Origin of the sequence: Alcaligenes sp. DN25 (assembly GCF_023674485.1) — a bacterium.
Taxonomy (GTDB): Bacteria; Pseudomonadota; Gammaproteobacteria; order Burkholderiales; family Burkholderiaceae_B; genus Alcaligenes; species Alcaligenes phenolicus.
On record NZ_CP098408.1, the window covers coordinates 159,403 to 184,656 of the forward strand.

A 25,254-nucleotide genomic window follows, 5' to 3' on the forward strand; every position below is an offset into this window, starting at 1 on the left:
CTTTCCTGAGCGCTGTTCATGAGCTATTTCCTCCTGTTGTTGGTTCACCTTCTGGCTGCGATTTTCTTTATTGGCACCGTATTTTTCGAGGTGCTGATGTTGTCGCCTTTGGCGCGTCAGGTTTCCCGGCCATCGATGCGGGAGTTTGAGTATGCCCTGGGGCGTCGCGCGCGCCGCATCATGCCTTGGGTTCTGTTGTTGCTCTACGGTGCTGGCTTGAGTCTGGCCTGGCAGCATCGGGCCTTGTTTGAGGTCGGCGGCGCTCGTGCCTGGATACTGGGTGTAAAGATCACCCTGGCGCTAAGCGTATTCGGGCACTTTCTATCTGTAATGGTGATGAGCCGACGCAAGACCATGACGGCGCGGCGTTCACGGATTATCCACCTTAGTGTTTTTGCACACGTCCTGCTGATTGTGGTGCTTGCTAAGGCTTTGTTTTACTTACCGCTTTAGTTGCGGTTTTGATGCTGCTGCATTGTGGTTTAGAAGGGTTTTGGCTCTGGAGTAGTGCTTGGGACGGAGCTTGGCATAGGAGAGGTGATTAAAAGCCAGGCTCGAGTCCGTGGGGCGTTGGGGGTGGGCTGAGCACTTGCCGGTGCTGCGCACCGGTTTCCTAGTCAGGAGATAGCGCAGGGCGCATCCTGAACTCGCACGATGGTTTGTCCACCGGACAAACCATAAGCGTCGTGCTCAAACAGCAGGATGCTTGTACCCCTGCGCTATCTCCTGCCCGCGGCAAGTACTCTGACCCGCCCACCCCCAACGCCCCACGGACTCGAGCCTTCACACCGTTCTAATACCTCGGCCTTGCAACACTGTTTCGGTTGGGTTTGCATTGGCTGTGGCTGCGTGCAGGGTGTCGTGTGCTTTGCACTATGTGTGTGTGTTGTTGTTGTTGTTGTTGTTGTTGTTGTTGTTGTTGTTGTTGTTGTTGTTGTTGTTGTTGTTGTTGTTGTTGTTAGCTTTTCGATGCTTATGCTTGCTTAGCAGCCTATGTTTCGCTCGTTTCTTTATGCCATGCCCAGGGGCGTACATAAGTATTTGGGTGGAATTGAGGTCATAAGGGTAAGAAGCCTTACAGCTTCTGGGCAAAGAACTATTGTGAGCCGTTCAGGGACCGGGTTTGGGTCTCGGGGCGGTTCAGAGTACTTGCCGCAGGCGAGTGCGGGATCCGGGATGCAAGCGCCCTGCTGTTTGAGCCCGGCGTTTGTGGTTTGTCCGGGGGACAAACCACCGGGCGAGTTCAGGGTGCGCCCGGATCCTGTACTCGACAAGGGAACCGGTGCGCAGCACCGGCAAGTGCTCAGCCCGGAGACCCAAACCCGGTCCCTGAATGGCGTTTTCACAGAGACTCTCTTCCCCAGCCTGCAAGCCCTACACGACTACCCATAAAAAAAGGCCCCCCAAAAAAGGGAGGCCATTCTTTCAAACAAGCCGAGCTTTTTACTCCGCCTTGCTGGCCGTCTTTTTAGCAGCTGTTTTTTTAGCTGCCGTCTTCTTGGCCGCCGTCTTCTTCACTGCTGTCTTTTTAGCCGCTGCTTTAGTGGCCGTTTTCTTGGCGGCTGTTTTGCGACCTGGCTTCTCTGGACGCGGCTCGAACTCAAAGCCGATCTTGCCGTCTGCCTGACGCACCAGGAAGGCCTTGAACTTGCGGTTGGTACGCGAGGACACGAAACCATCCAGCAGGTCTGTCTTGCCTTCACCCAACAGTTTGGCCATCTGTTCGCGGGTAATTTCCTGCTGCAGAATCACCTTGCCGCTACGGAAGTCGCAGCTCTTGGACGGGCCCACGGACTTCTCGCACAAATAACGCAAGCCGTGCTCAAAGACGGGAGACTGGCACTTGGGGCAGGGGCCGACCGGGGTCTGGCCGCTGAAATCCAGGGCTTCGTCATCATCGTCATCGTTCTGGCCGAAGTCGAACTCCAGCTTGTACTCGTCGGTAATGCGCAAAAGTGCCGCAAAGGGACGACCCATCTTGCTGATGAAACCGGGCAGTGGGCCCAGTTCTTTCTTGGCCAATAGCTCTTCAACTTCAGGCAGCTCAAAGGTGCGACCACCCGGATGCTTACCGATAGAGAAATCGCAAGCCGTGCAGGCATAACGACGGTAATTTTCTTTGACCACGCCACCACATTTAGGGCATGGCGTCTGCAAGGTCGCGTAATCACCAGGAACCGTGTCGCGTTCGTACTCTTTCGCACGCTTGACGATAACTTGCGTCATCTGCGCGATTTCACGCATGAATACGTCGCGATCCAGCTGACGTTGCTCGATCTGCTTGAGCTGGTGCTCCCATTCGCCAGTCAGTTCGGGCGAAGTCAGTTCGCTAACACCCAGGCCGGACAGCAAAGTCATCAGCTGACGCGCCTTGGCGCTAGGTACCAGCTCGCGGCCTTCACGACGCAAGTAGGCTTCGTTCAGCAGACCTTCAATAATGGCAGCACGAGTGGCTGGCGTACCCAGACCGCGCTCGGACATGGCTTCGCGCAAGGCTTCGTCATCCACCAGCTTGCCGGCGCTTTCCATGGCCGACAGCAGGGTCGCTTCCGTAAAGCGTGCAGGTGGCTTGGTAGCCAGGGCCTTGGTGCTCACGTCTTCAGTGCGAACCTTCTCGCCATCGGCAACCGGCACCAGGGACGCATCTTCACCTTGGGCATCGCGGCCATAAATAGCCAGCCAGCCCGGTTTGACCAGCACTTTGCCTTCGGTCTTGAAGTGGTGACCGGACACCTGCGTAATACGCGTGGTGACGCGGAATTCCGCAGCCGGGAAGAACACGGCCAGGAAGCGACGGCTGATCAGCTCGTAAATCTTGTGTTCGGCATCGCTCAGCTCCCGAGGCACCTGCAAGGTGGGGATGATGGCAAAGTGATCCGAAACCTTCTTGTTGTCGAAAATCCGACGGTTGGGCTTGACCCATTTCTGCTCGACCACTTCCTGCGCAAACGGTTGCACCGAAGCGCTGGCAGGCGTGCCGCTGTCAGCCAGCGCACGCATGGTTTCTTGCACTGTACTTATATAGTCTTCAGGCAGATAGCGCGAATCGGTACGGGGGTAAGTCAGCGCCTTGTGGCGTTCGTACAGCGTCTGCGCCAAGGACAAGGTGGTCTTGGCAGAGAAGCCGAAGCGCGAGTTGGCTTCGCGTTGCAGCGAGGTCAAATCAAACAAGGCGGGCGACATCTGCGTGCTGGGCTTGGATTCCTCGGTGACTACGCCGGGTTGCTCGCGGCACGCGGCCACAATGGTTTGGGCAGCCGTCAGGGACCACAGACGCGAGTCTTTTTTCTCGGGGTCATGCTCGTCTTTGACGAACTTGGGGTCGAACCAGCGGCCGGTGTACAGGCCTGCAGCGGCAATAAAGTCCGCGTGTACTTCCCAGTAATCGCGCGACACGAACTGGCGAATGCGGTTCTCGCGCTCGTTCACGATAGCCAGCGTGGGGGTTTGCACACGGCCCACGGGGGTTTTGAAAAAACCGCCATCCTTGCTATTGAAAGCCGTCATGGCACGCGTGCCATTAATGCCCACCAGCCAGTCCGCTTCGGCGCGCGAACGGGCAGCCGCTTCCAGCGGTTTCATGTCTTCATCGTCGCGCAGGTTTTCAAATGCTTCACGGATCGCCGATTGTGTCATCGAACGTAACCAAAGCCTTTTTACCGGTTTTTTCGCACCGGCGTACTGCATAATGTAGCGAAAAATCAGCTCACCCTCGCGCCCCGCGTCACAGGCATTGATAACAGCGGTGACATCCTTTCGTTTGATCAGCTTGACCAGCAGTTTCAAGCGCTCAGTCGATTTCTTGTCAGTCGGGTTGAGCTCAAACTGAGGGGGAATAACAGGTAGATGTGTGAAGCTCCACTTGCCGCGGACCGGATCATTAGGGGCCACCAGGCCCAGCAGATGGCCGATGCTGGAGGCCAGCACATAGCGATCGCTTTCGAAATAATCACCTTCTCGAGTGAAACCGCCCAATGCCCGCGAGATATCTACGGCGACTGAAGGTTTCTCGGCAATGATTAGTGTTTTATCCATATGATTCCAGTGACAGCAACTGCGCTGCAATGCGCGAAATGATACGAGGTGCTTATCCCTCTATGCAAGTTATGAGACCTGACAAGACTAACGTATGGCCCACAGACTGGCGAGTGTTTCTGACAAAACTGGCCTGGGGTTTGGCCGTTTTGCTGCTCGCTAGTGGTCTGGTGACCTGGATTGCGGCCAATTGGGAAAACTGGGGGCACGTAGCCAAATTTGCCCTGGCTCAAGGCGCCGTGCTGGTTTCTGCAGGGCTGGCCTTGCTGTTTCGCCGACGTTCCGGTGGCTGGGGTCATGATCTGGGAGTGCCGGCTGCCTTGACCGGCCTGGCCGCCGTGGCCACGGGCGGTTTGCTGGCGCTGATTGGCCAGACTTATCAGACCGGCGCAGACCCTTGGCAGCTTTTCGCATTGTGGACTGTGCTGATCATACCTTGGGTATTCACAGTGCGCAGTGTCTTTCTGTCGGTGCTGTGGCTGGTACTGATCAATACCGCCTTGTACTTATGGATAGATGTTGCCCGCTTGGGCTGGTTCGGGCGCAGTTACACCACGCAGACCTTGCTGGCTCTGGCAGTCAATGTGCTGCTGTTGCTGGCAGCCGAAACCATCTGGCGTGCGCGTCATGACCCGTGGCGCATCGTGCCGCGTGTGGCAGCAATTGCGGTGGGCTTTTTCATCGGTGCCCAGGTCATGGAAGGCAACTCCTTGCTGGGACTGGTCCTGTTCCTGGTGCTGTACGGTATTTATCACTACCGCCGCCCGGATTTGCTGATCATGTCCTTGGCCTCGTTCGGCGCGTATGGCTCCTTGAGCATGCTGATTATCGAGTATGCAGGCGATGCGTTCCTGCTGATCGTGGTGGTTATTGTGGGTCTGGGCCTGGGCTTGCTGCGCTTCCTGCAGCAACAGGTCGTCCATTGGCGACGGACTCATGCTGGAGCTGAAGCGGCTGCAACCCAAGCATCAGTGAACGCAGCAAGGACAACAAGTCCTGCCGCCCCAACAGCAGAGATCCTGGCCAACGCACAGGCTAGTGTTCAAGCTGACGCTCAGGATAGTGACGAGCATCACCCCTGGTATCTGCGCGTGATCAAGCTGTTCTTATACCTGCTGTTACCGCTGATTATTCTGCTGTACCTGGGTGTTTCTCTGGAATTGAGTCTGGAAGCGTTGGGTGTACTGGGCGGCATCATGGCTCTGGTGTCCCCCGTGCTGTTTGCCAAGGCTCACACAGTACCCAGCCAGGATCTGGTCGGCGGCTGGGTTGCGTGTGCGTTGCTCTTGCTGAGCGTGCCGGTTATGGACTTGCGCTACCCCTGGCCACTTGAGGCCAGCGCCATGATAGCCGTCGTGATCAGTACCTTGCTGTACAGGCTTGCCAAAGGCCAGTTCGTATTGCGCATGTTGCTGGTGATTTGGGCACTGGCCGCGATCGAGTTTCTGGTGATCGAGCGCTTGTTTGATCGCTGGACCATGATGCCTTATTGGGTGCTGGAAATGCCCGCGGCATTCATGTTTTTTGCCGCCTTGTGGCTGGGGCATCTTTATTTGCGTGGTGAGCGCAAGCCGCATTTCTGGCTGCCCTTGTTCTGGTCCTTGCTGCTCGCTTCCCAGATTCATCTTATTTGGGCGGGCACACTGTTTTATTCCATGCCCTTTTGGGACGAGTCGCGGCCGTACCTGACCGTAGCTGGCTTTCTGCTGGCCATGGCTCCTTTGGCAATACTGGCGTTTTATTGGCGCGGTTGGCGTGACCAACCCCTGGTCTATGGCATTGCCTTGCTGGGGATGGCCGCTTTGTGCGCAGTCTGGACTCCCTATCCGCCGGTGGCCCTGGCCTTGAGCTGGATTCTGGTAGCTTATGCCTGGCGTTATCTCAGCTTGTTGGCGGTGGCCGTGGCAATGGGCCTGTTCTGCCTCTGGCGTCTGTATTACATCCTGAATATCAGTTTGCTGGACAAGGCCGAGCTGTTGCTGGCAACCGGGGTGGGATGTCTGGTCTTTGCCTATTTGGGTCAGTTGAGCCGCAAGAAGGCAGGGACGGCAGCAAGCTTGCAGGACGCGCCCAAAGGTATGGTTGCCAGCGTTCTGCTGGGGACCATGCTGGTGCTGGGTGTGGCCAACGTGGCCATCGTGCAAAAAGAACGTATCTTGAGCGATGGTCAGACGGTGTTGCTGGAACTGGCTCCGGTGGACCCCCGTTCGCTGATGCAGGGCGACTATATGTCCTTGAACTTTGCCCTGTCGCAGAACTTGTCTGCCCTGTCCTGGGGCTTGCCCAAGGATGCGCTTGCCAAGATGGACGCTCAGCAATGGGTTGTTGTGGCGGTGCAGCTGGATGAGAACAAGGTGGCGCAGTTCAAGGGTGTTTATCTGGAGCAGGACGGCCAGGAGCGTCTGTGGAGCGAAGAAGGCCCTGTGGCTGAACCTTCCGATGTGATGCGCTTGCGCATGCGTCGTCACCGCAGTAACTGGACGCCTGGAACAGATGCCTGGTTCTTCGCTGAAGGCTCGGCAGATCGCTTCGATGCCGCCCGTTATGGCGAGTTTGCGGTGGTCGAGGATGGCCAAAGCCTGCTGCGCGCGATGCTGGACAAGGACAGAAAGGAAATCAAGTAAGCCTGAGCTGAACAACTGCGTTCAATAGCCTGTAGCCGGATTGTCTCTAATAAAGACAATCCGGCTTTTTTGTATCTGGGGTTTGTTTCGCTAGAGGCAGCCAAGCCAGAGCCAGTCAGCAGCAAGCCTAATCAAAAAGGCCCGAGTCCGATGTGGCGTCGGATTCGGGCCTTGGCTTTTTGTGTTGAAGGACCCTCTTTATCGGGGCCGGTTCTTGAACAAAAAATAGGTTCCTGTGTATCAGCTTAGTGGGACTGACGGGTGGAGTCGTCGCTGAGCAGCTCTTCAAAGATCAGGTGATCGATTTCGGCTTCGTGGCTCCACAAAACCATCAGGGCGACAATTTTTATTTTGTCCAACGAGACCGGGCTTTCGTCCACCGTCATGGCGCTTTCAATCAGGATTTCGCGCAGGTGGGCGGTAAGAGCGCCGGAATTCTGCAAAAAGGTGATGAAACCCATGGCATCAGCGCCCAGCACATGTTGTTCGTGCTCAGAAAAAATACGCTGACTGTTGGGACTGAGTTGAGCCGTAGGCTGACACTGCTGCGAGGTCTCGCCCAGTGCATGTAACCAGCCCAGTGCGTCGTTGATGTCCTCGTCTTCAAAGCCAATAGCGGCCAATTTGTGGGCCAGAACCTCCGCCTTGGGACAGGACTGGGGGTTGTAATACGTCTCGAATAGATAAACCAGGATATCAAACATGGGTATAAGGTTGCCGTCCTAAGTGATTAAAAAAACTGCGTGATTTCGGTAACCAGTGACCAAACTTTACGCTGATTTGCGGTAGGGGGCAAATGGGGTGTTCAGGGGATGGATGGGTCTTGCCTTGCGCATCCAGACTGCTTTTTGCCTGGGTCTGCTCTGGCAGACGCCCTTTGCGGCGGGGCGTCTTTATGATTGAAACATAAATCGATTGTTGGGGCAGAAACTGTCGTTTATTTGAAACCCTGCAAGTGGGACCGCAGCGGTTGAAAGGCCACTAAACTAGCTGGCATCCGCATCCGCATCCGCATCCGCATCCGCATCCGCATCCGCATCCGCATCCGCATCCGCATCCGCATCCGCATCCGCATCCAGCCTCGGCTCGTGGCTCAACTGTTCGGGCTTGGCTCCGCAGGCAGCGGGAAGCGCTGCGCCCACGCACTGATGGCCTGGCTCCAGAACTCGTCCAGGGTGTTCGCAGCCACGGGAGCAAACCCCAGAAAGGCCCAGACGCGTTGCAGTGTCTCCATAGGATGCTCCAGGTCAAAGGCCGGGGCATGGTTCTGTTTGGAGAGCTTGCGGCCTTGCTCATCGCAGGCCAGCGGCACGTGCAACGTGCGCGGTACAGGCAGGCCCAGGACTTTTTGCAGTACGCGTTGGCGGGCGGTGGAGCTGAGCAAGTCGGCACCGCGTACAACATCGGTGATCTGGCTGTCTGCATCATCAATGACCACAACAAACTGGTAAGCCCAGAGCTTGTCGGCGCGCTTAAGAATGTAGTCCCCTACTTCTTTGGCTACGTCCTGTTGCTGCGGCCCGGCCCAGCGATCGGTGAAGTGTTCCACCCCTTCCGGGACACGCAGCCGCCAAGCACGGATGGCACGGTCTACCGGGATGCCGTGGCGGCAGGTGCCTGCATAGGGATATTCGTGCGAATCCGGCGCGACTGGCAGGGAAGCCGCCAGAATTTCCTGACGGGTGCAGGCGCAGCCGTAGACAAGATCTCGCTCGCGCAGGCCATCAAACACTTCTTGATAGCGTGCCTGCCGCTGGCTTTGCCAAAGCACCTCGCCATCCCAGCGCATGCCCAGACCTTGCAACTGCTGCATGATGATCTGGTCAGCCCCTGCGACCACGCGTGGCGTGTCTATGTCTTCAATGCGTAGTAACCAGCGCCCGTTCTGGGCGCGTGCATCCAGGTAGCTGGCCATAGCGGCCACCAGTGAACCCTCGTGCAAGGGACCACTGGGACTAGGCGCAAAGCGACCACAGTAAGGGGTAAGGGGCTGGGCGGTCATGAGTCGTTCTTAACGGCAAGAGCCCCTGGACGGGGGCTCTTGTTAGTGCGACTTTACGCCTATTTTTCCAGCCCGGCAATGCGTTTTACACGGGCTGGAAGGGAGGAGTTTCAGCTCTCCATGGTGACCAGTTCTGCGCCCTCGGGCACTTGATCTCCCACGGCAAAGAACAGCTCGGCCACGGTGCCATCAGCCGGTGCCTGAATGGAATGTTCCATCTTCATGGCCTCCATGACCAGTAGCACATCACCCTGCTTGACGCTGTCACCAGCGCCCACGTTCAGGGCAATGATCTTGCCGGGCATGGGAGCGGTCAGACGGCCGCCGTGGGCTTCCTGGCTGTTGGTACCGGCGCTGGCCAAGGTGTCGATCACGGCCAGAGTCCAGTCCGAACCGGCCTGGGCAACTTGTAGATGGTCGCCATCTTGCAGCACCTGGGCGCGATATTCGACCTGATCCAGCCACAGACGTAAGGTCAGGGTTTTGGCCAGACCAGCGGTTGTCTCGGCTTGCCAGCGCAGCACGTGTTGAGCTTCGCCCAGTGTGATCTGCCACTGGTTTTCACGACGTTGTAGTAGTACTTCGTGAGTTTGTTCGCCTAGTTGCAAGGCTACTTTCTGATCGTAGTCTCCGCTTAGACGCCAGGCGTCATGCACCGCCCAGGGGTCGGAGTTGGAGGCTTGTCCGCTCAGACCCTGGTGAGTCAGCACGGCGCAGGCGGCGAAGGCCAGCACAGACGCTGGAACGTCCTGATTGCTGGGGAACAGCGCATCGTGACGGCGTGGGATCAGACCTGTATCCAGATCGGCCTGGGCAAAGGCTTCATCGCCCAGCAGGCGTTGCAGGAAAGTCTTGTTGGTGTGTACGCCGGCCACTTGAGTATCGGCCAGCGTGCGAATCAGGCGACGACGGGCCTGCTCACGATCAGCACCATGGGTGATCACCTTGGCAATCATGGGATCGTAGAAGGGGCTGATGACGCTGCCTTCACGCACGCCGCTGTCGATACGCACATCACCGGAGGTGAAGGACGCATGGGCGGGGTACTGCAAGCTGCGCAGCGTACCGATGGAGGGCAGGAAGTCCTTATCGGGGTTTTCTGCGTAAATGCGAACCTCGATGGCGTGGCCATTGATGCTCAGCTCTTCCTGCTTGGCAGGCAAAGGTTGGCCATCGGCCACACGCAGCTGCCATTCCACCAGATCGTGGCCGGTAATCAGTTCGGTGACGGGGTGCTCCACTTGCAGGCGGGTATTCATTTCCATGAAGTAGAAACGTCCGTCCTGCTCGGCAATGAACTCCACCGTGCCTGCACCCACATAGTTCACGGCGCGTGCTGCTGCAATGGCCGCTTCACCCATGGCCTGGCGACGCTCGGGCGTCATGCCGGGGGCGGGAGCTTCTTCAATCACTTTCTGGTGACGGCGCTGTACCGAGCAGTCGCGTTCGAACAGGTAGACGTAGCCACCGTGCTGGTCACCAAAGACCTGAATTTCGATATGGCGTGGCTTGGTGACGTAGCGCTCGATCAGTACGCGGTCGTCGCTAAAGCTGCTGGCGGCTTCGCGCTGGCAAGAGCGCAGGGCTTCCAGGAACGCGCCGGACTCTTCCACAATGCGCATGCCCTTGCCGCCACCACCGGCACTGGCCTTGATCAGCACGGGGTAGCCGATCTGGTCGGCTTGTTTGTGCAGAAAGTCGGGGTCCTGATTGTCGCCGTGGTAACCGGGCACCAAGGGTACACCGGCTTTTTCCATCAGGGATTTGGCGGCGGACTTGCTGCCCATGGCCGCAATGGCTTGAGCGGGCGGGCCTACAAAAATAATGCCGGCTTCTTCACAAGCGCGAGCAAAGTGTTCGTTCTCGGACAGAAAACCGTAGCCAGGGTGGATGGCATTCGCGCCAGTGGCACGGGCGGCTTCCAGAATGGCGTCGATCTTCAAATAACTGTCGCGTGGCTCGGGGCCACCGATGCGCACGGCTTGATCACAAGCACGTACGTGCTGGGCGTCGGCGTCCGCGTCGGAGTAAACCGCAACGGTACGCAGCCCCAGGCTGCGGGCAGTGGCGGCCACCCGGCAGGCAATTTCACCGCGATTGGCTATCAGCAGGGTCTGAAACACAGTGTCTCCTTGTCTTACATGCGGAACACGCCAAAGCGGGTGTCTTCAATAGGGGCGTTCAAGGCGGCGGACAGGCCCAGGGCCAGAACGCGCCGGGTATCCGAAGGCTGGATGATGCCGTCATCCCACAGACGCGCGGTGGCGTAGTAGGGGTGGCCTTCATGTTCGTATTGCTCACGGATGGGGGCCTTGAAGGCTTCTTCTTCCTCGGCACTCCAGGTCTGACCACGGGCTTCCAGGCCATCACGGCGCACGGTAGCCAGCACGCTGGCCGCCTGTTCACCACCCATGACCGAGATACGGGCATTGGGCCAGAGGAACAGCAGGCGTGGGCTGAAGGCGCGGCCACACATGCCGTAGTTACCGGCACCAAAGGAGCCGCCCAGAATCACGGTGAATTTGGGCACGGCCGCGGTAGAGACAGCAGTCACCAGCTTGGCTCCGTGGCGAGCGATCCCTTCGTTTTCGTACTTGCGGCCCACCATGAAGCCGGTGATGTTCTGCAGGAACACCAGAGGCGTCTTGCGCTGGCAGCACAGTTCGATGAAGTGGGCGCCCTTCTGGGCCGCTTCGGAGAACAGAATGCCGTTGTTGGCAATGATGCCTACAGGCATGCCGTGGATATGGGCAAAGCCGGTCACCAGCGTGGTGCCAAAGCGGGCCTTGAATTCATCAAAATCCGAGTCATCCACAATGCGGGCGATGACTTCGCGCACATCGTAGGGTTTGCGGGTGTCGGCAGGGATGATGCCGTTCAGCTCTTGCGGGTCGTAGCGTGGCTCGCGCACTTCTTTCAGCGGCCAGGGCAGTTTCTTCTCACGGTTCAGGCGGCCTACGCAGCGGCGCGCCAGCTCCAGCGCATGCAGATCGTTTTCCGCCAGATGGTCAGCTACGCCGGACAGACGGGTGTGTACATCGCCACCGCCCAAGTCTTCGGCGCTGACCTCTTCACCGGTTGCGGCTTTGACCAGTGGAGGGCCACCCAGGAAGATGGTGCCCTGGTCGCGCACGATGATGGATTCATCACTCATGGCTGGAACGTAGGCACCGCCAGCGGTACACGAACCCATCACGACCGCAATCTGGGCAATGCCCTGGGCCGACATATTGGCCTGGTTGTAGAAGATGCGGCCAAAGTGGTCACGATCCGGGAACACGTCTTCCTGATTGGGCAGGTTGGCCCCGCCCGAGTCCACCAGGTACACGCAGGGCAGATTGTTCTGTTGGGCAATTTCCTGGGCACGCAAATGCTTTTTGACGGTCAGCGGGTAGTAAGTACCGCCCTTGACCGTAGCGTCGTTGCAGACCACCACGCATTCAATGCCTGCAATGCGGCCAATGCCGGTGATGATGCCTGCGCCCGGGGATTCGTTGTTATAGACATCCTGGGCAGCCAAAGGCGAAAGCTCCAGGAAAGGGGTGCCGGGATCAAGCAGACGTTCGACGCGTTCACGGGGCAGCAGCTTGCCGCGACCCACATGGCGTTGCCGGGAGGATTCGGACCCACCCAAGGCGGTTTTCTGTAGCTTTTGGCGCAGATCAAGGATCAGGGCCTGCATGATCGAGGCGTTGTCCTGAAAGTCTTGGGAACGCGGATTGATGCGGGATTCAATAACTGACATGGCGTGCCTGGAAAGAGAACAGAGAAAAGCCCATAAAATCAGCCGGGCCGCAGCCCGGCTGATGAGCTTGCTTTAAACCAGCTCGACGGCCAGGGCGACAGCTTCGCCACCGCCAATGCACAGCGAGGCAATACCGCGCTTGCCGCCGGTCTTGCGCAGTGCGCCGATCAAGGTTGCCAGAAGGCGAGCACCCGATGCACCGATGGGGTGACCCAGGGCGGTAGCACCACCGTGGATGTTGACCTTGTCGTGCGGGATGTTCAGCTCTTTCATGGCAGCCATGGTCACCACGGCAAAGGCTTCGTTGATCTCGAACAGGTCAACGTCAGCCACGCTCCAACCGGTTTTATCCAGCAGTTTCTGGATAGCAGCGACTGGAGCGGTCGTGAACCAGGCCGGTTCTTGCGCGTGCTGGGTGTGAGCCACAATGCGGGCCAGCGGTGTGGCACCCAATTCCTTGGCTTTTTCTTCGGTGGTGATCACCATGGCGGCGGCACCGTCCGAAATGGACGAGGCGTTGGCAGCGGTAATTGTGCCGTCTTTCTTGAAAGCGGGACGCAGCGTGGGGATCTTCTCGGGCATGGCTTTGGTGGGGGCTTCGTCCTTGGCAACAACGACATCACCCTTGCGGCCAGCGATGGTGACTGGCGCAATTTCCCATTCAAAGCTGCCGTCATCGCTGGCTTGGCGAGCGCGGCGCAGCGACTCCAGCGCGTAGGCGTCCTGCTCTTCGCGGCTGAACTCGTATTTGCTGGCGCAATCTTCGGCAAATACACCCATGGCGGTGCCACGGCTGTACGCGTCTTCCAGGCCGTCCAGGGCCATGTGGTCATACACGGTGGAGTGACCGTAGCGGTAGCCTTCGCGGCCTTTCAGCAGCAGGTAGGGAGCATTGCTCATGCTTTCCTGACCGCCGGCCACCACTACGTCCACGCTGCCTGCCTTGAGCAGGTCGTGGGCAAACATGGCGGCTTTCAGACCGGAACCGCAAACCTTGTGAATGGTGGTGCAAGCTACACCCTGGGGCAGACCGGCGCCCAAGGCAGCCTGGCGTGCAGGAGCCTGGCCCTGACCGGCTTGCAGCACGTTACCCATGATCACTTCGTCGACCTTGTCGGCCTGAATGCCCGAGCGCTCCATGGCCGCCTTGATGGCGACGGCGCCCAGTTCGTGGGCGGCCAGATCGGACAGGCTACCCATCATGCCGCCCATAGGGGTGCGGGCGATCGAGACGATGACAACGGAATTAGTCATGAAAGACTCCTGGTTGCAAAGAGGAGACCGGCCCGCGTTTGGCAAACTCGTGCAGCTGCCGATCTTTGTTATACGGAAAAATATTTTCGATCCGACCTTGCGTCACTCGCAAGCGGCACTGAGTCCACCATTCAGGCTCCAGCAGTTCTGCATGGTGGGCCATGAAGGCTTTGCGAATACGAGGGTCGGTCAATAGAAAGTAGCCGAATTCTTCGGGAAATACATCGTTCGGGCCGATGGGATACCAGGGTTCGCTGGCCATTTCGGCTTCTTCATTTGGTGCAGGCGGAATGGCGCGAAAGTTCATCTCGCGCATGTGCTGGATTTCGTCGTAGTCATAGAAGACGACGCGGCCCAGACGAGTCACACCAAAGTTCTTGAACAACATATCGCCGGGGAAGATGTCGGCGGCGGCCAGTTCCCGGATCGCCTTGCCGTATTGCTCCACGGCGGCATTCAGGGCGGGGTCGCTGGCTTTGTTCAGATACAGGTTCAGCGGGGTCATGCGTCGTTCAATGTAGACGTGGCGCAGCAGGATGGTGTCCTCGGACTCTTCCAGCAGGCTGGGCACTTCGCGGCGAAGTTCTTCCAGCAAGGCTTCGGAAAAGCGTGCCTTGGGCAAGGCCACCTGAGCGTAGTCCCAGGTGTCGGCCATGCGCCCGACACGATCATGTTTTTTAACCAGCTGGTATTTGCTGCGTACCGTAGCGTGGTCCATGCCCTGCTTTTGAATCCGGTCGCGGATCAGCTTGAACACATAGGGGTAGGACGGCAAGGTAAATACCGTCATCACCATACCGGCAATACCGGGAGCCAGATCAAAGTGATCGTGCGAGTGCGACAGGTGGTGCAGAAAGTCGCGGTAGAACAGCGTCTTGCCCTGCTTTTGCAGACCGATGGCGGTGTACAGCTCGGCCTTGGGCTTGCGTGGCAGCAGGCTGGACAGAAAGTCCACATAGGCCGATGGCGCTTCCATATCGACCAGAAAATAGGCGCGGGTAAAGCTGAACAGCGTGGACAGGTCGTCCGTGGTGTGCAGCAAGGCGTCTATATACAAGTGTCCTGATGGGCGATGCAAAATGGCAATCGAAAACGGCAGCACTTCACCCTGATTGATCAGGCGGCCCACCACATAGGCGCCCTTGTTACGAAAGAACAGGGAGTTCAGCACCTGAATCTGGCAGTCCGAGCCAATGCGCGAGCCATAGCCACGTGGCAGACGGCGGCACAGTTGACGCACGGCCATACGAGCCAGCGTGCGCACATCGCGCGGCAGGTCGGCAAAGGGGGCGGCCAGACCGAAGTCGGCCAGCATATTGGTCAGGCTGGTTTCCAGACCTTCTTCGGTGGGGTAATAGACCCGATACGAAGGCAGCGCGCCGTCCAGATAATCCGTGGCAACAGCTGGACGCACGAAAATGAATTCGTTGCGAAAGTAATGCCGATGCAGCACACGGCAGGAGACGGAGTTGAAGAAAGTCTCGGCACATTCCGGCTGACGGTGGCCCGACAGCAAACGCACAAACTCCGCCTTGGCTTGCAACCACAACTGCTGCTGGGCCTCGTCCAGATGGGCCGGATCGGAAGGCGTGGGCTGATGCAAACGCAGATTCTGGCTAAGCATGGCCGCGCATTCGCGCACCCGTGTCGCGTAGTACTCGATACGTTCGCGCGAGAGCTGCTGAATACCATGCCAGTCGCCTGATTCGTACAAAGACTTGGCGCGCTGGGCGCTGTAGCGAAACAGCGCATAGTGGCGATTGAACCCATCCAGCATGGCCTGGGCCACCTGGATAGCCGTCATCCCCGGTTTTTGAACCGGGGTAATGACGGTGGTTTCGCCAAAATCAGGGTTGGACATGCCTTTGCCTTTTTAGGCGGTTTCGGCGAACAATTCGCGGCCGATCAGCATGCGGCGGATTTCACTGGTGCCCGCGCCGATCTCGTACAACTTGGCATCGCGCCACAGGCGGCCTGTGGGGAATTCGTTGATGTAGCCGTTGCCGCCCAGAATCTGGATACCTTCACCAGCCATCCAGGTGGCTTTTTCAGCGCTGTACAGGATGGCGGCTGCGCAGTCTTTACGCACAGAACGTACATGGCCTGCACCCAGACGGTCCAGATTCTTGCCCACGGCATAGCACAGGGCGCGGCTGGCTTGCAGGGTGGTGTACATATCGGCCACCTTGCCTTGAATCAGCTGGAATTCGCCAATGGCCTGGCCGAACTGCTTGCGGTCGTGGATGTAAGGAATCACCACGTCCATGACGGCTTGCATGATGCCCAGCGGACCACCGGCCAGCACGGCGCGTTCGTAGTCCAGGCCGGACATCAGCACTTTGACGCCACCATTGAGTTGGCCCAGCACGTTTTCTTCAGGGACTTCACAATCCTGGAACACCAGCTCGCCTGTGTGGCTGCCGCGCATACCCAGCTTGTCCAGCTTTTGGGCAACGGAGAAACCGGCAAAATTCTTTTCGATCAGGAAGGCGGTAATGCCGCGTGCGCCGGCTTGCGGGTCCGTCTTGGCGTACACCACCAGGGTGTCAGCGTCCGGGCCGTTGGTAATCCACATTTTGGAGCCATTGAGCACGTAGCGATCGCCCTTCTTTTCGGCGCGCAGCTTCATGCTGACCACGTCCGAACCGGCACCGGGCTCACTCATGGCCAGAGCACCGATATGCTCGCCGCTGATCAGTTTGGGCAGGTATTTCTGCTTCTGGGCTTCTGTACCGTTGCGGTTGATCTGGTTCACACAGAGGTTGGAGTGCGCGCCGTAGGACAGGGCCACCGAGGCGCTGGCACGGGAGATTTCTTCCATCGCGATCATGTGAGCCAGATAGCCCAGGTTCGCACCACCGTATTCTTCGCTAACGGTCATGCCCAGCAAACCCATCTCACCGAACTTCTTCCACAAGTGCATGGGGAACTGGTCATCGTGATCCAGTTGAGCCGCTAAGGGGGCAATTTCGGCCTGGGAGAAGTCGGCGACAGCGTCGCGCAGCATGTCCAGGTCGGAGCCAAGATCGAAATTCAGGCCGTGCAGGCTCATGAGACACTCCGTGGAAATAAATGGGTTGTGGAATTGTATTTATATTACGTTTACGTAAACGTCATATATATGGGTTTTCCCTTATCGGGACTCCAACTTCAACTGTTCGCTCATGGTGTGACAGATGTCGAGCTGGTCCTGAATCTCCTGCAAGGTCTGATCCAGGTCCTGCCGCTGACGCTCCAGGCGCAGGCGGTGCTCGTTCAGGACTTCCTGATAGTGCTTAAGCTGGGAGGCCGTGTCCATCGGGGATTCATACATATTGATCAGCCGCAGAATCTCCGATAACTGCAGCCCCAGGCGCTTGCCACGCAGAGCCAGCTTCAGGCGGGCACGATCGCGGGGCTGATAAATGCGCTGTGTACCTTGGCGCAGCGGGCTCAAGATCCCTTGGTCTTCATAGAAGCGCAGGGTACGAGGCGTGATGCCAAACTCGTGCGCCAGATCCGATATTGTCCAGGTTGTCGTTGTCATTTTTAGTGTGATTTACGTAAACGTAAACTATCATGCCATAGAGCTAGAGAGGGAACTAGGGCCTTTTAGTATGGACAGCCCTTACGCCCTACAAGAGCCATTCATTGGAGCGAGCATGAATCCTAACGAACAAAAATTGAATTATCCCTGGGCAGATACCCTGCCCCCAGCGGGTGGCAGCCTGGAAGTCGCGCCGGGGGTGCGTTGGCTGCGTATGCCTTTGCCTTTTGCGCTGGATCACATCAATTTGTGGCTATTGCGCGACCAAATCGAGGGGCGCGAGGGCTGGACCATTGTGGATTGTGGCGTCGCCCGTCCCGAAGTGCGCGAACTGTGGGAACAGGTCTTCCAGAGCGAGCTGGAAGGCTTGCCCGTGCTGCGCGTGATCGTTACTCACATGCACCCGGATCATGTCGGTTTGGCGGACTGGTTGTGCCAGCGCTGGAATGCACCTTTGTGGATCAGCATGACGGACTACGCGACCGCCAGGCTGTGGTCGGGGACAGGTGGACGCCAGACTGGCGCGGAGGCCGGTGGCCCGAATGGTGTGGCGGCAGAAGCGCATTTTGTCCGTCACGGCCTGCAAGATGAGAAAGCCCGTGAACAGATTCGCAGCCGTGGGGATTACTACCCTTCGATGGTGCCTTCGGTGCCCGAGCGTTTTGTGCGCTTGATGGATGGTCAGCGTGTGGTGATTGCCGGTCGCCCCTGGCGTTTGATCGTGGGCTACGGCCATGCTCCCGAGCATATGTCCCTGTATTGTGAAGAACTGAAGGTGCTGATCTCCGGTGACATGCTTTTGCCGCGTATCTCCACCAATATCAGCGTGTTCGATACCGAGCCCTTTGCGAATCCCTTGCCTTTGTACCTGAACTCCCTGCTGTCCTATCAGGATCTGGCCCCGGATACTTTGGTGTTGCCTTCGCATGGCAAGCCTTTCCGTGGCATGCACGAGCGCATTCGTCAGCAGCAGGAACATCACGCCGAGCGTCTGGAAGAAGTGTTGGAAGCCTGTGCCCAGCCCTGTACCGCCGCCGATATTCTGCCTGTGCTCTTTCATCGCAAGCTGGACTCGCATCAGATGACCTTTGCCATGGGCGAGGCCATTGCTCACCTGCACGCCTTGTATTTTGATGATCGTTTGCGTCGTGAGATGGGCGAGGATGGGGTTTACCGTTTCCAGCGCATTTAAACACTGGGGCGCCTCTTAATAAGAAGGGGCAATATAGCGACTGTTGGCAGAGGCGACCGGGCCCGCTGGCCTGTGGTAGCGTAGAGCTTTTCTTGCTACCGCCTGCCAACACTATGAGCTCTGATCTCGCCCTGGACACCGCCTTGCAACATACGGGTCTGGCCCCGTTCGATCCGCATACCGATGCGGCGCCGGTGGCCGTGCCCATCATGCGCACCAGCACGGTGCGCTTTCGCAATCTGGACGCTCTGGATCGAGCCCAGGCGGACAAGGCAGATCCTGAAAAACGCTCGGTTACCTACGGGCGCTCGGGCATGGATACTCACGCTGCACTGGAGCAGGTGTTCTGTCAGCTGGAATCTGCCACCCAGGCTTTGCTGGCACCGTCCGGCATGGCAGCGATTACCTTGGGTTTGCTGGCACTGCTGGATTCTGGCGATCACGTGCTGATTGCTGACAGTGCTTATGGTCCGGTGCGTTATCTGAAAAAGACCGTGTTGCGCCGCATGGGCATACAGGCCACGTTCTGTGCACCGACCCCCGAGGAAATGGCACGTCATCTGCAGGACAATACCCGCATGGTGTACGTGGAGTCACCCGGCTCCTTGTTGATGCAAATGCTGGATATGCCTGCCTTGGCGGAGTTTGGTCGCAAGCACGATTTGCTGCTGGTTACTGACAACACCTGGGGCTCGGGCTATATCTACCGTCCCTTGGAATTGGGTTTTGACGTGTCTATCGTGGCTGGGACCAAGTATGTGGCAGGTCACTCCGATTTGATGCTGGGTGCGGTGATGTCGGTTGACCCGGCGATCAATAAGCGTCTGCACGACAATCACTATGCGCTGGGTTTTTCCATCAGCGCCGACGATGCCTGGTTGGCCTTGCGCGGTGTCCGTACCCTGCCCATTCGTATGCGTGAAAGCGCCGCCAATGCGTTGGCCGTGTGTCAGTTTCTGGATAGTCGCCCTGAAGTCACCCGTATTTATCACCCGGCATGGCCGCAGGATCCTGGCCATGTCTTGTGGCAACGTGACTGCACGGGCTCCAATGGCATGCTCTCGGTACAACTGAAGCTGAACAATGCTCAGGCACGCGCATTCGTAGATGCCCTGACCTTGTTTGGTATCGGCTTCTCCTGGGGGGGGTTTGAAAGCCTGGTGCAGTTGGTGGATACAGCGTTTCTAAGTGGCCATAGCTACTGGCAGGACAGCCAGGACAGTCTGGTGCGCCTGCATATCGGTTTGGAATCGACCAAAGACTTGTGCGCTGACCTGACGCAGGCTTTTGAGACGGCGGCGCAGGTTTAACGCTTTAACTGACTAGTCAGGCAATGCACAAACCCTGGCTTAAATGAGCCAGGCTTGCACTGACTTTGGGCAGCAGCTGTCGGCCTATGGGCCAGATCAGACTCAGCGGTAGCCCCTCGGTATCGAGTTGCGGCAGCACGGCGATCAATTCACCGTTATCCAAATGCTCCTGCACCAGCCAGGTGGCTAGCTGAGCGATGCCGCCGTGTGCCAATACAGCCATGATCTGGGCCTCGGCATTGCCTACGACCAACCCCCCTCTTTGTTCCTGTCGTTCTGTCAGGCCGTTGTCATGCAGGATGCGCCAGGGGCCGGTACTGCCATCGGCCCGACCATATAGAACCTTTTCGTGGTGCTGCAGGTCGGCTAAGGCTGAGGGGACCCCTGCACGGTTCAAATAAGTGGGTGAGGCGCAGAAAATCAGGCGCTCGCGGCCTAGATGCTGATAGCCCAGGTGGGGTGAGTCCGGTGCCGGACCACCAATGCGCACGGCCAGATCGATGCCTTCTTCCACAACATCCACAAAGCGGTCTGACAAGGACAGGTGCATGTCCAGACGCGGGTATTGCTGTCGGAGCTGCAGCAACAAGGGCCATACCTTCAAGCGCCCGAATGTGGCCGGGGCATCAATACGCAGCTTGCCTAGCGGGGCCTCATGACGAGAGGCCAAGGATTGCTCGGCCTGTTCCAGTTCAGACAGAACGCGTACGCAACTGTGATAGAACGCCGTACCGGCATCGGTCAGCGCCAAGCGCCGGGTACTACGCTCCAGCAGGCGTGCACCCAGGCGCTCTTCCAGACGAGCCACGCTTTTGCTGATGGCTGAACCGCTCAAGTTCAGCGCCTGCCCGGCGGCGGTAAAACTGCCGGCATCAACGCTGGCGACAAAAGCGGCGATGCCTTTCAGTCGTTCGGATGGGATCATGGCGAATCTATTCTGGAATATTTGTCATTAATAGGAGGAAAATTTACCAGAGATAGGATCTATAGTCTTGAATAGACTGGGGTTTCCTTGATTGCTGGAAGTTGAAGATGTCTACCCTGGTCCACTCAAGCCGGCCTGCCCATGCAGGCAGTGCCTTGGCAGTCGTGATTCTGGCTGCAGCCGCCTTTGTTATTGTCACCACCGAATATTTGATTGTTGGCCTGTTGCCCGCCTTGTCCCGAGATTTGGGAATCTCAATCTCCCTGGCAGGGCAGTTGCTGACCCTGTTTGGCTTTACCGTGATGCTGTTTGGGCCGCCCCTGACGGCCCTGTTGGCGCATGTGGCGCGCAAACCCTTGTTTATCAGTATCTTGCTGCTCTTTGCGGCAGCGAACGCTTTGGCCGCTGTGGCCCCCAATATCTGGGTTCTGGCTTTGGCGCGGTTTTTGCCAGCCATGGCCTTGCCCGTATTCTGGGGCATGGCCAGTGAAACAGCGGGCCGTCTGGCGGGACCGGAAGCCGCGGGGCGAGCCGTCTCCAAAGTGTATTTGGGCATTTCAGCCGCCCTGCTGTTTGGCATTCCTTTAGGAACGCTGGCCGCTGACACAATGGGCTGGCGGGGAGCGTTCTGGATGTTGGCGGCCTTGTCCTTGTTGATGGCCTTGTTACTGGCCGCGTGGATGCCAGCAGTACCGGGAACGGCACGCGTGCGTTTGGCTGAACAAGCCCGCTTGCTGCGCGATAGCCGAGTCATGGCACATATTGCCTTGTCGGTATTGGTCTTTACCGCCATGTTTACCGCCTATACCTATCTGGCCGAGGTGCTGGAGCGTGTCATGCAGGTGCCTGCCGCTTGGGTGGGTTGGTGCTTGATGGGCTTTGGCGCGATAGGGCTGGTGGGCAATTACTGGGGCGGACGTCTGGTGGATCGGAGTGCCTTGCGCAGTACGGCTTTGTTTGTCGTCTTGTTGGGCGTGGCGATGAGTCTCGCGGTGATGGGGGCTTCGTCCTTGTATCTTTGGGTACCTGCCTTGGCCTTGTGGGGGCTAGCGTATACCGCGCTGTTTCCGGTGTGTCAGGTACGAGTCATGCAGACTGCGCCGCAGGCTGAAGCTCTGGCAGGAACCTTGAATGTGGCGGCAGCCAATGCGGGAACCGGTTTTGGGGCGATTCTGGGTGGAGCGATGATTGCGCAAAGTGGTTTGCTGGCTGCTGTGTTAACGGCGGCGATCCTGGCCTTGTTGAGCGGTGTTCTGGCGATGCTCTGGAGACGACTACGCGCTTGATCGGGCGAGGTTGAGGTTTATGCCTGGGAACCGCAAGCGGAAACGCCAAGGGCCCTCAAAACCGGAACGAATCCAGTCTTGAGGGCCCTTGGCTGTATGGCTCAGCCAAACCGCTGATTAGCGGTTGGTGACCATCTTCACCAGCTCTTGAGCTTTGGTGATGCTTTCGTCGTAACCATTGGCCAGTGCAGGGGAAGTCACAAACTTGCCGCCTACTGCCAGACTAGGTGTGCCCTGAATCTGGTAGGTGTTGGACAGTTCGTTGGCTTTATTGGCCTTGGTCTGCACACCAAAGGAGTTGAAGGTCTGCTCGAAGCGAGCCTTGTCTACGCCTTGCGCGGCTGCCCAGGCCGTGATGGTCTTGGCATCAAAAATGCGCTCACGTTTCTGGTGGATGGCTTCAAACACCTTGGGATGCAGGTCCAGACGGTCCATGGCTTCCAGGGTGTAGTACAGCTTTTGCAGATCAGTCATGCCGGCATTGAAGGCAACAGGCACACGGCGCAGTACTACGTTGTCTGGCAGGGTCTTGGACCAGGCTTCGACCTTGGGTTCCAGGATGGCGCAGTGTGGGCAGCTGTAGGAGAAGAACTCCAGCACTTCGGTTTTACCGACGCTGTCCGAGGGCTGAGCCGCAGGCAGGGTAACGTAGCCTTGGTCGGCTTGTTGAGCCAGCGCGCTGGTGGCGGGCAACAAGGTCGCCCCAGCCAAGAGACTGGCACCGACCAGGGATCGTACAAACAATGCGTTCAGCTTCATGAATCAATTTCCTTAATGGGGAAGATGAGGTCTATGACCTGTGCAATGGCGGAAAAGTTCACCTTGGGGCTGCCTTTGGCACAAATTGCTTAGGGTCGGACCACCGAAGTATCAATTTTTTCCTCGGCCAGACGGCTGCGTGCCCGGTTCATTTCGTCTATGCCCTTGAAGGGGCCCATGCGTACCCGGTTCACCGTGCTGCCATTGACCTGTGCACTTTGCACTGAAGCGTCAAAGCCTAGCATCAACAAGCGGGCCTTCATGGCTTCGGCGTCCGCATTGTTGCGAAATGCGCCTGCTTGCAGGTAGTAGGGGGTGGAGGTGGTGGCTGGCTTGGTCGCCGCCGGGGGCGCAGCCGGAGCTGGTGTGGCGGGTTTGCTGGTGGCCGGTGCCGGGATGCTTGGTGTGGCAGGCGCTGTGGCCGGAGGCGTTACCGCAGGAGCGGTATTGCGAGTCTCTGGCTGGCGAGCTGGTTCCGTACCCATGGCGGGCAAGGTGGCGATCAGATCACCCAAGGCGTCCGGTGCAGCAGGCTTGGACGGGATGCTGGGCAAATTCACGGGGGGCAAGGTCAAACCGGGAATGGTGTCGCCCGGCGGAGGAGTTTGTCCACTGGAGCTGCCATACAGGTCCCGGTTCGGGTCCAGCAAGTCTCGCCCTTCAGGCAAGGCAACGGTAGGTTTGTCCCGGCTGGCCTTGTCCACAAAGGGCATGGGCACTTTGGTGACAAACAGGGCAACGGCGACCGCCGCGCCCAGACCCAGAATCAGGCCAATCAGAATGCCGGTATAGGTACCGCCGGAACTACTGGATTTTTTACGTGCTCTTGCCATATCTGCCTATGGGTTTACATACGTTCGGGTGCGGACACACCCAGCAGGTTCAGACCATTGCGAATGACTTGGGCGCAGGCCTGGGCCAGACGCAGACGGGCCAGACGCAAGGTGGTGTCGTCTACCGACACGCGCTCGGCGTTGTACCAGGAGTGGAAGTCCGCCGCGCAGTCGCGCAGCCAGAAGGCAATGTGGTGAGGAGCCAATTCGCGAGCGGATTGGGCCAGCACATTGGGGTATTCGGACAGGCGTTGCAGCAGGGCGATTTCGGTGGGGGCGGTCAAAGGCGTGATGTCGGCCTGAGGAACCTGATCCAGCAGTTCTGCCGACTGGTTCAACACGGAGTTGATACGGGCATGGGCGTACTGGATGTAGTAAACCGGGTTTTCTTCGCTCTTGGACAGGGCCAGATCGATATCGAATACAAATTCGGAGTCGGCACGGCGCTGGATCAGGAAGAAGCGCACGGCGTCCTGGCCTACCCATTCGATCAGGTCACGCAAGGTGACGTAGCTGCCTGCGCGCTTGGAAATTTTCACTTCCTGGCCATTGCGCATGACTTTGACCATCTTGTGCAGGATGTAGGCCGGGAATTCCTTGGGGATACCCAGACCCAGACCTTGCAGGCCAGCGCGTACACGGGCAATGGTGCCGTGGTGGTCGGAGCCTTGAATATTGATGGCGTGGTGGAAACCGCGTTCCCACTTGGCCACGTGGTAGGCCACGTCCGGCACGAAGTAGGTGTAACCGCCTTCGGATTTGCGCATTACGCGGTCTTTGTCGTCGCCTGTGCCCAGTTCCGTGGTGCGCAGCCACAGCGCGCCGTCCAGCTCATAGGTGTGACCGGCGTCGATCAGGGCCTGCACGGTTTTTTCAACCTTGCCGGAGGTATACAGCGAGCTTTCCAGGTAAAAGTTGTCGAACTTCAGGCCGAAGGCTTGCAAGTCCAGATCCTGCTCGCGGCGCAGATAGGCCACGGCAAAGCGGCGAATGTCTTCCAGATTGTCCAGATCACCACTGGCGGTGACGGAAGCACCATCGGCAGCCTGAACGGTTGCGCCGGCCAGATAGTCGCGGGCGATGTCCAGGATGTAGTCGCCTTTGTAGCCGTCAGCAGGGAATTGCTCGCTGTCGGGCTCGATGCCACGGGCACGGGCATGCACGCTGGTGGTCAGGTTGTCGATCTGGTTACCGGCGTCGTTGTAGTAGAACTCGCGGGTTACGTCGTAGCCTTGGGAGCTGAATACGCGGCACAGCGAGTCGCCCAGCGCGGCTTGGCGGGCGTGGCCCACGTGCAAGGGGCCGGTCGGGTTGGCCGACACGAACTCCACCATCAGCTTTTCCTGAGTAGGAGCAAGGTGACCGAAGTTATCGCCCTGTTCAGCAATGGTCTTCAGGACAGCCTGGTGCGTGGCGGTGGACAGACGAAAGTTGATAAAGCCCGGACCGGCAATTTCCGCGCCTGCCAGCAAAGCGGCGGCGTTCGGATCCGCCAGGAGGGTATCGACGATTTGCTGAGCCAGCTCGCGCGGGTTGCGACCGGCTGGTTTGGCCAGTTGCATGGCAATATTGCAGGCAGCATCACCGTGCGCAGCCACTTTGGGGCGCTCCAGCGTGATGTTGGGTTCAGCCTGGGGCAAGATGGCACGGACGGCAGCCTGGAGGCAGGCGATTAATTGAGATTGTTGCTCAGCAAGCATAGGAAAGGTCTGGATTGGTAGAAAGACAACTGCGGCGTGTGGAACACGCCCCAGATGGAAGGC

18 protein-coding genes are annotated in these 25,254 nt (G+C 58.3%); 5 read left to right on the top strand and 13 right to left on the bottom strand.

From position 1 onward, the window contains the following. Positions 1–18 precede the first annotated feature (18 nt). The gene (locus NBV64_RS00705; RefSeq protein WP_009463604.1) at positions 19–453 is read left to right on the top strand and encodes a CopD family copper resistance protein; all 435 of its coding nucleotides are present in this window, start codon (positions 19–21) and stop codon (positions 451–453) included. A 990-nt stretch (positions 454–1,443) separates the two neighbouring features. Here NBV64_RS00705 and NBV64_RS00710 read toward each other — a convergent pair. Next, a complete protein-coding gene (locus NBV64_RS00710; RefSeq protein ID WP_009463602.1) occupies positions 1,444–4,035 on the bottom strand; it encodes a DNA topoisomerase III in 2,592 nt (863 codons plus the stop codon). A gap of 113 nt (positions 4,036–4,148) precedes the next feature. Between NBV64_RS00710 and NBV64_RS00715 the strand changes: the two genes are divergently transcribed. Then, positions 4,149–6,659: a GDYXXLXY domain-containing protein gene (locus NBV64_RS00715; protein WP_250756436.1), complete on the top strand. Its 2,511-nt coding sequence runs from the start codon at positions 4,149–4,151 to the stop codon at positions 6,657–6,659. Between the two features lie 245 nt (positions 6,660–6,904). Here NBV64_RS00715 and NBV64_RS00720 read toward each other — a convergent pair whose 3' ends face one another. The 8 genes from NBV64_RS00720 to NBV64_RS00755 all read right to left on the bottom strand — a co-directional run bounded on the left by NBV64_RS00720 (position 6,905) and on the right by NBV64_RS00755 (position 17,186). Then, on the bottom strand, positions 6,905–7,363 hold the full coding sequence (locus tag NBV64_RS00720; RefSeq protein WP_009463598.1) for a Smg family protein: 459 nt from the start codon (positions 7,361–7,363) through the stop codon (positions 6,905–6,907). A gap of 389 nt (positions 7,364–7,752) precedes the next feature. Further along, positions 7,753–8,661, bottom strand: coding sequence for a tRNA glutamyl-Q(34) synthetase GluQRS (gene gluQRS / locus NBV64_RS00725; RefSeq protein ID WP_250756438.1), 909 nt, complete (start codon positions 8,659–8,661; stop codon positions 7,753–7,755). A 110-nt stretch (positions 8,662–8,771) separates the two neighbouring features. Next, positions 8,772–10,784, bottom strand: coding sequence for an acetyl/propionyl/methylcrotonyl-CoA carboxylase subunit alpha (locus NBV64_RS00730; RefSeq protein ID WP_250756440.1), 2,013 nt, complete (start codon positions 10,782–10,784; stop codon positions 8,772–8,774). A gap of 14 nt (positions 10,785–10,798) precedes the next feature. After that, the gene (locus NBV64_RS00735; RefSeq protein ID WP_021447122.1) at positions 10,799–12,406 is read right to left on the bottom strand and encodes a carboxyl transferase domain-containing protein; all 1,608 of its coding nucleotides are present in this window, start codon (positions 12,404–12,406) and stop codon (positions 10,799–10,801) included. 72 nt (positions 12,407–12,478) lie between these two features. After that, complete coding sequence (locus NBV64_RS00740) at positions 12,479–13,660, bottom strand: acetyl-CoA C-acyltransferase (RefSeq protein ID WP_250756441.1); 1,182 nt, start codon at positions 13,658–13,660, stop codon at positions 12,479–12,481. Continuing rightward, the gene (gene aceK, locus NBV64_RS00745) at positions 13,653–15,464 is read right to left on the bottom strand and encodes a bifunctional isocitrate dehydrogenase kinase/phosphatase (protein ID WP_250757276.1); all 1,812 of its coding nucleotides are present in this window, start codon (positions 15,462–15,464) and stop codon (positions 13,653–13,655) included. Before aceK ends, NBV64_RS00740 begins: the two co-directional genes overlap by 8 nt. Positions 15,465–15,533: 69 nt before the next feature. Then, a complete protein-coding gene (locus NBV64_RS00750; protein ID WP_250756442.1) occupies positions 15,534–16,712 on the bottom strand; it encodes an isovaleryl-CoA dehydrogenase in 1,179 nt (392 codons plus the stop codon). An 81-nt stretch (positions 16,713–16,793) separates the two neighbouring features. Further along, the gene (locus tag NBV64_RS00755; protein ID WP_009463587.1) at positions 16,794–17,186 is read right to left on the bottom strand and encodes a MerR family transcriptional regulator; all 393 of its coding nucleotides are present in this window, start codon (positions 17,184–17,186) and stop codon (positions 16,794–16,796) included. Between the two features lie 115 nt (positions 17,187–17,301). Between NBV64_RS00755 and NBV64_RS00760 the strand changes: the two genes are divergently transcribed. Beyond that, entirely contained in the window at positions 17,302–18,378 is a 1,077-nt protein-coding gene (locus NBV64_RS00760) for an MBL fold metallo-hydrolase (protein ID WP_035269270.1), read from the top strand. 113 nt (positions 18,379–18,491) lie between these two features. Continuing rightward, positions 18,492–19,688 (top strand): cystathionine beta-lyase, encoded by a 1,197-nt coding sequence (gene metC / locus NBV64_RS00765; protein WP_250756443.1) that lies wholly within the window; start codon positions 18,492–18,494, stop codon positions 19,686–19,688. A gap of 16 nt (positions 19,689–19,704) precedes the next feature. On the opposite strand, the gene NBV64_RS00770 is transcribed toward metC, so the two are convergent. Next, positions 19,705–20,613 carry a LysR family transcriptional regulator gene (locus NBV64_RS00770; RefSeq protein WP_250756445.1) on the bottom strand — a complete coding sequence of 303 codons (909 nt, stop codon included), beginning with the start codon at positions 20,611–20,613 and terminating at the stop codon, positions 19,705–19,707. A 107-nt stretch (positions 20,614–20,720) separates the two neighbouring features. On the opposite strand from NBV64_RS00770, the gene NBV64_RS00775 reads away from it, so the two are divergent. Next, positions 20,721–21,899, top strand: coding sequence for an MFS transporter (locus tag NBV64_RS00775; RefSeq protein WP_250756447.1), 1,179 nt, complete (start codon positions 20,721–20,723; stop codon positions 21,897–21,899). Between the two features lie 117 nt (positions 21,900–22,016). Here NBV64_RS00775 and NBV64_RS00780 read toward each other — a convergent pair whose 3' ends face one another. The 3 genes from NBV64_RS00780 to argS form a co-directional block, all read right to left on the bottom strand. Next, complete coding sequence (locus NBV64_RS00780) at positions 22,017–22,658, bottom strand: thiol:disulfide interchange protein DsbA/DsbL (protein WP_009463582.1); 642 nt, start codon at positions 22,656–22,658, stop codon at positions 22,017–22,019. A gap of 89 nt (positions 22,659–22,747) precedes the next feature. After that, positions 22,748–23,491 carry an SPOR domain-containing protein gene (locus NBV64_RS00785; protein ID WP_250756448.1) on the bottom strand — a complete coding sequence of 248 codons (744 nt, stop codon included), beginning with the start codon at positions 23,489–23,491 and terminating at the stop codon, positions 22,748–22,750. Positions 23,492–23,505: 14 nt separating this feature from the next. Then, on the bottom strand, positions 23,506–25,191 hold the full coding sequence (gene argS, locus NBV64_RS00790) for an arginine--tRNA ligase (protein WP_250756450.1): 1,686 nt from the start codon (positions 25,189–25,191) through the stop codon (positions 23,506–23,508). Positions 25,192–25,254 lie beyond the last annotated feature (63 nt).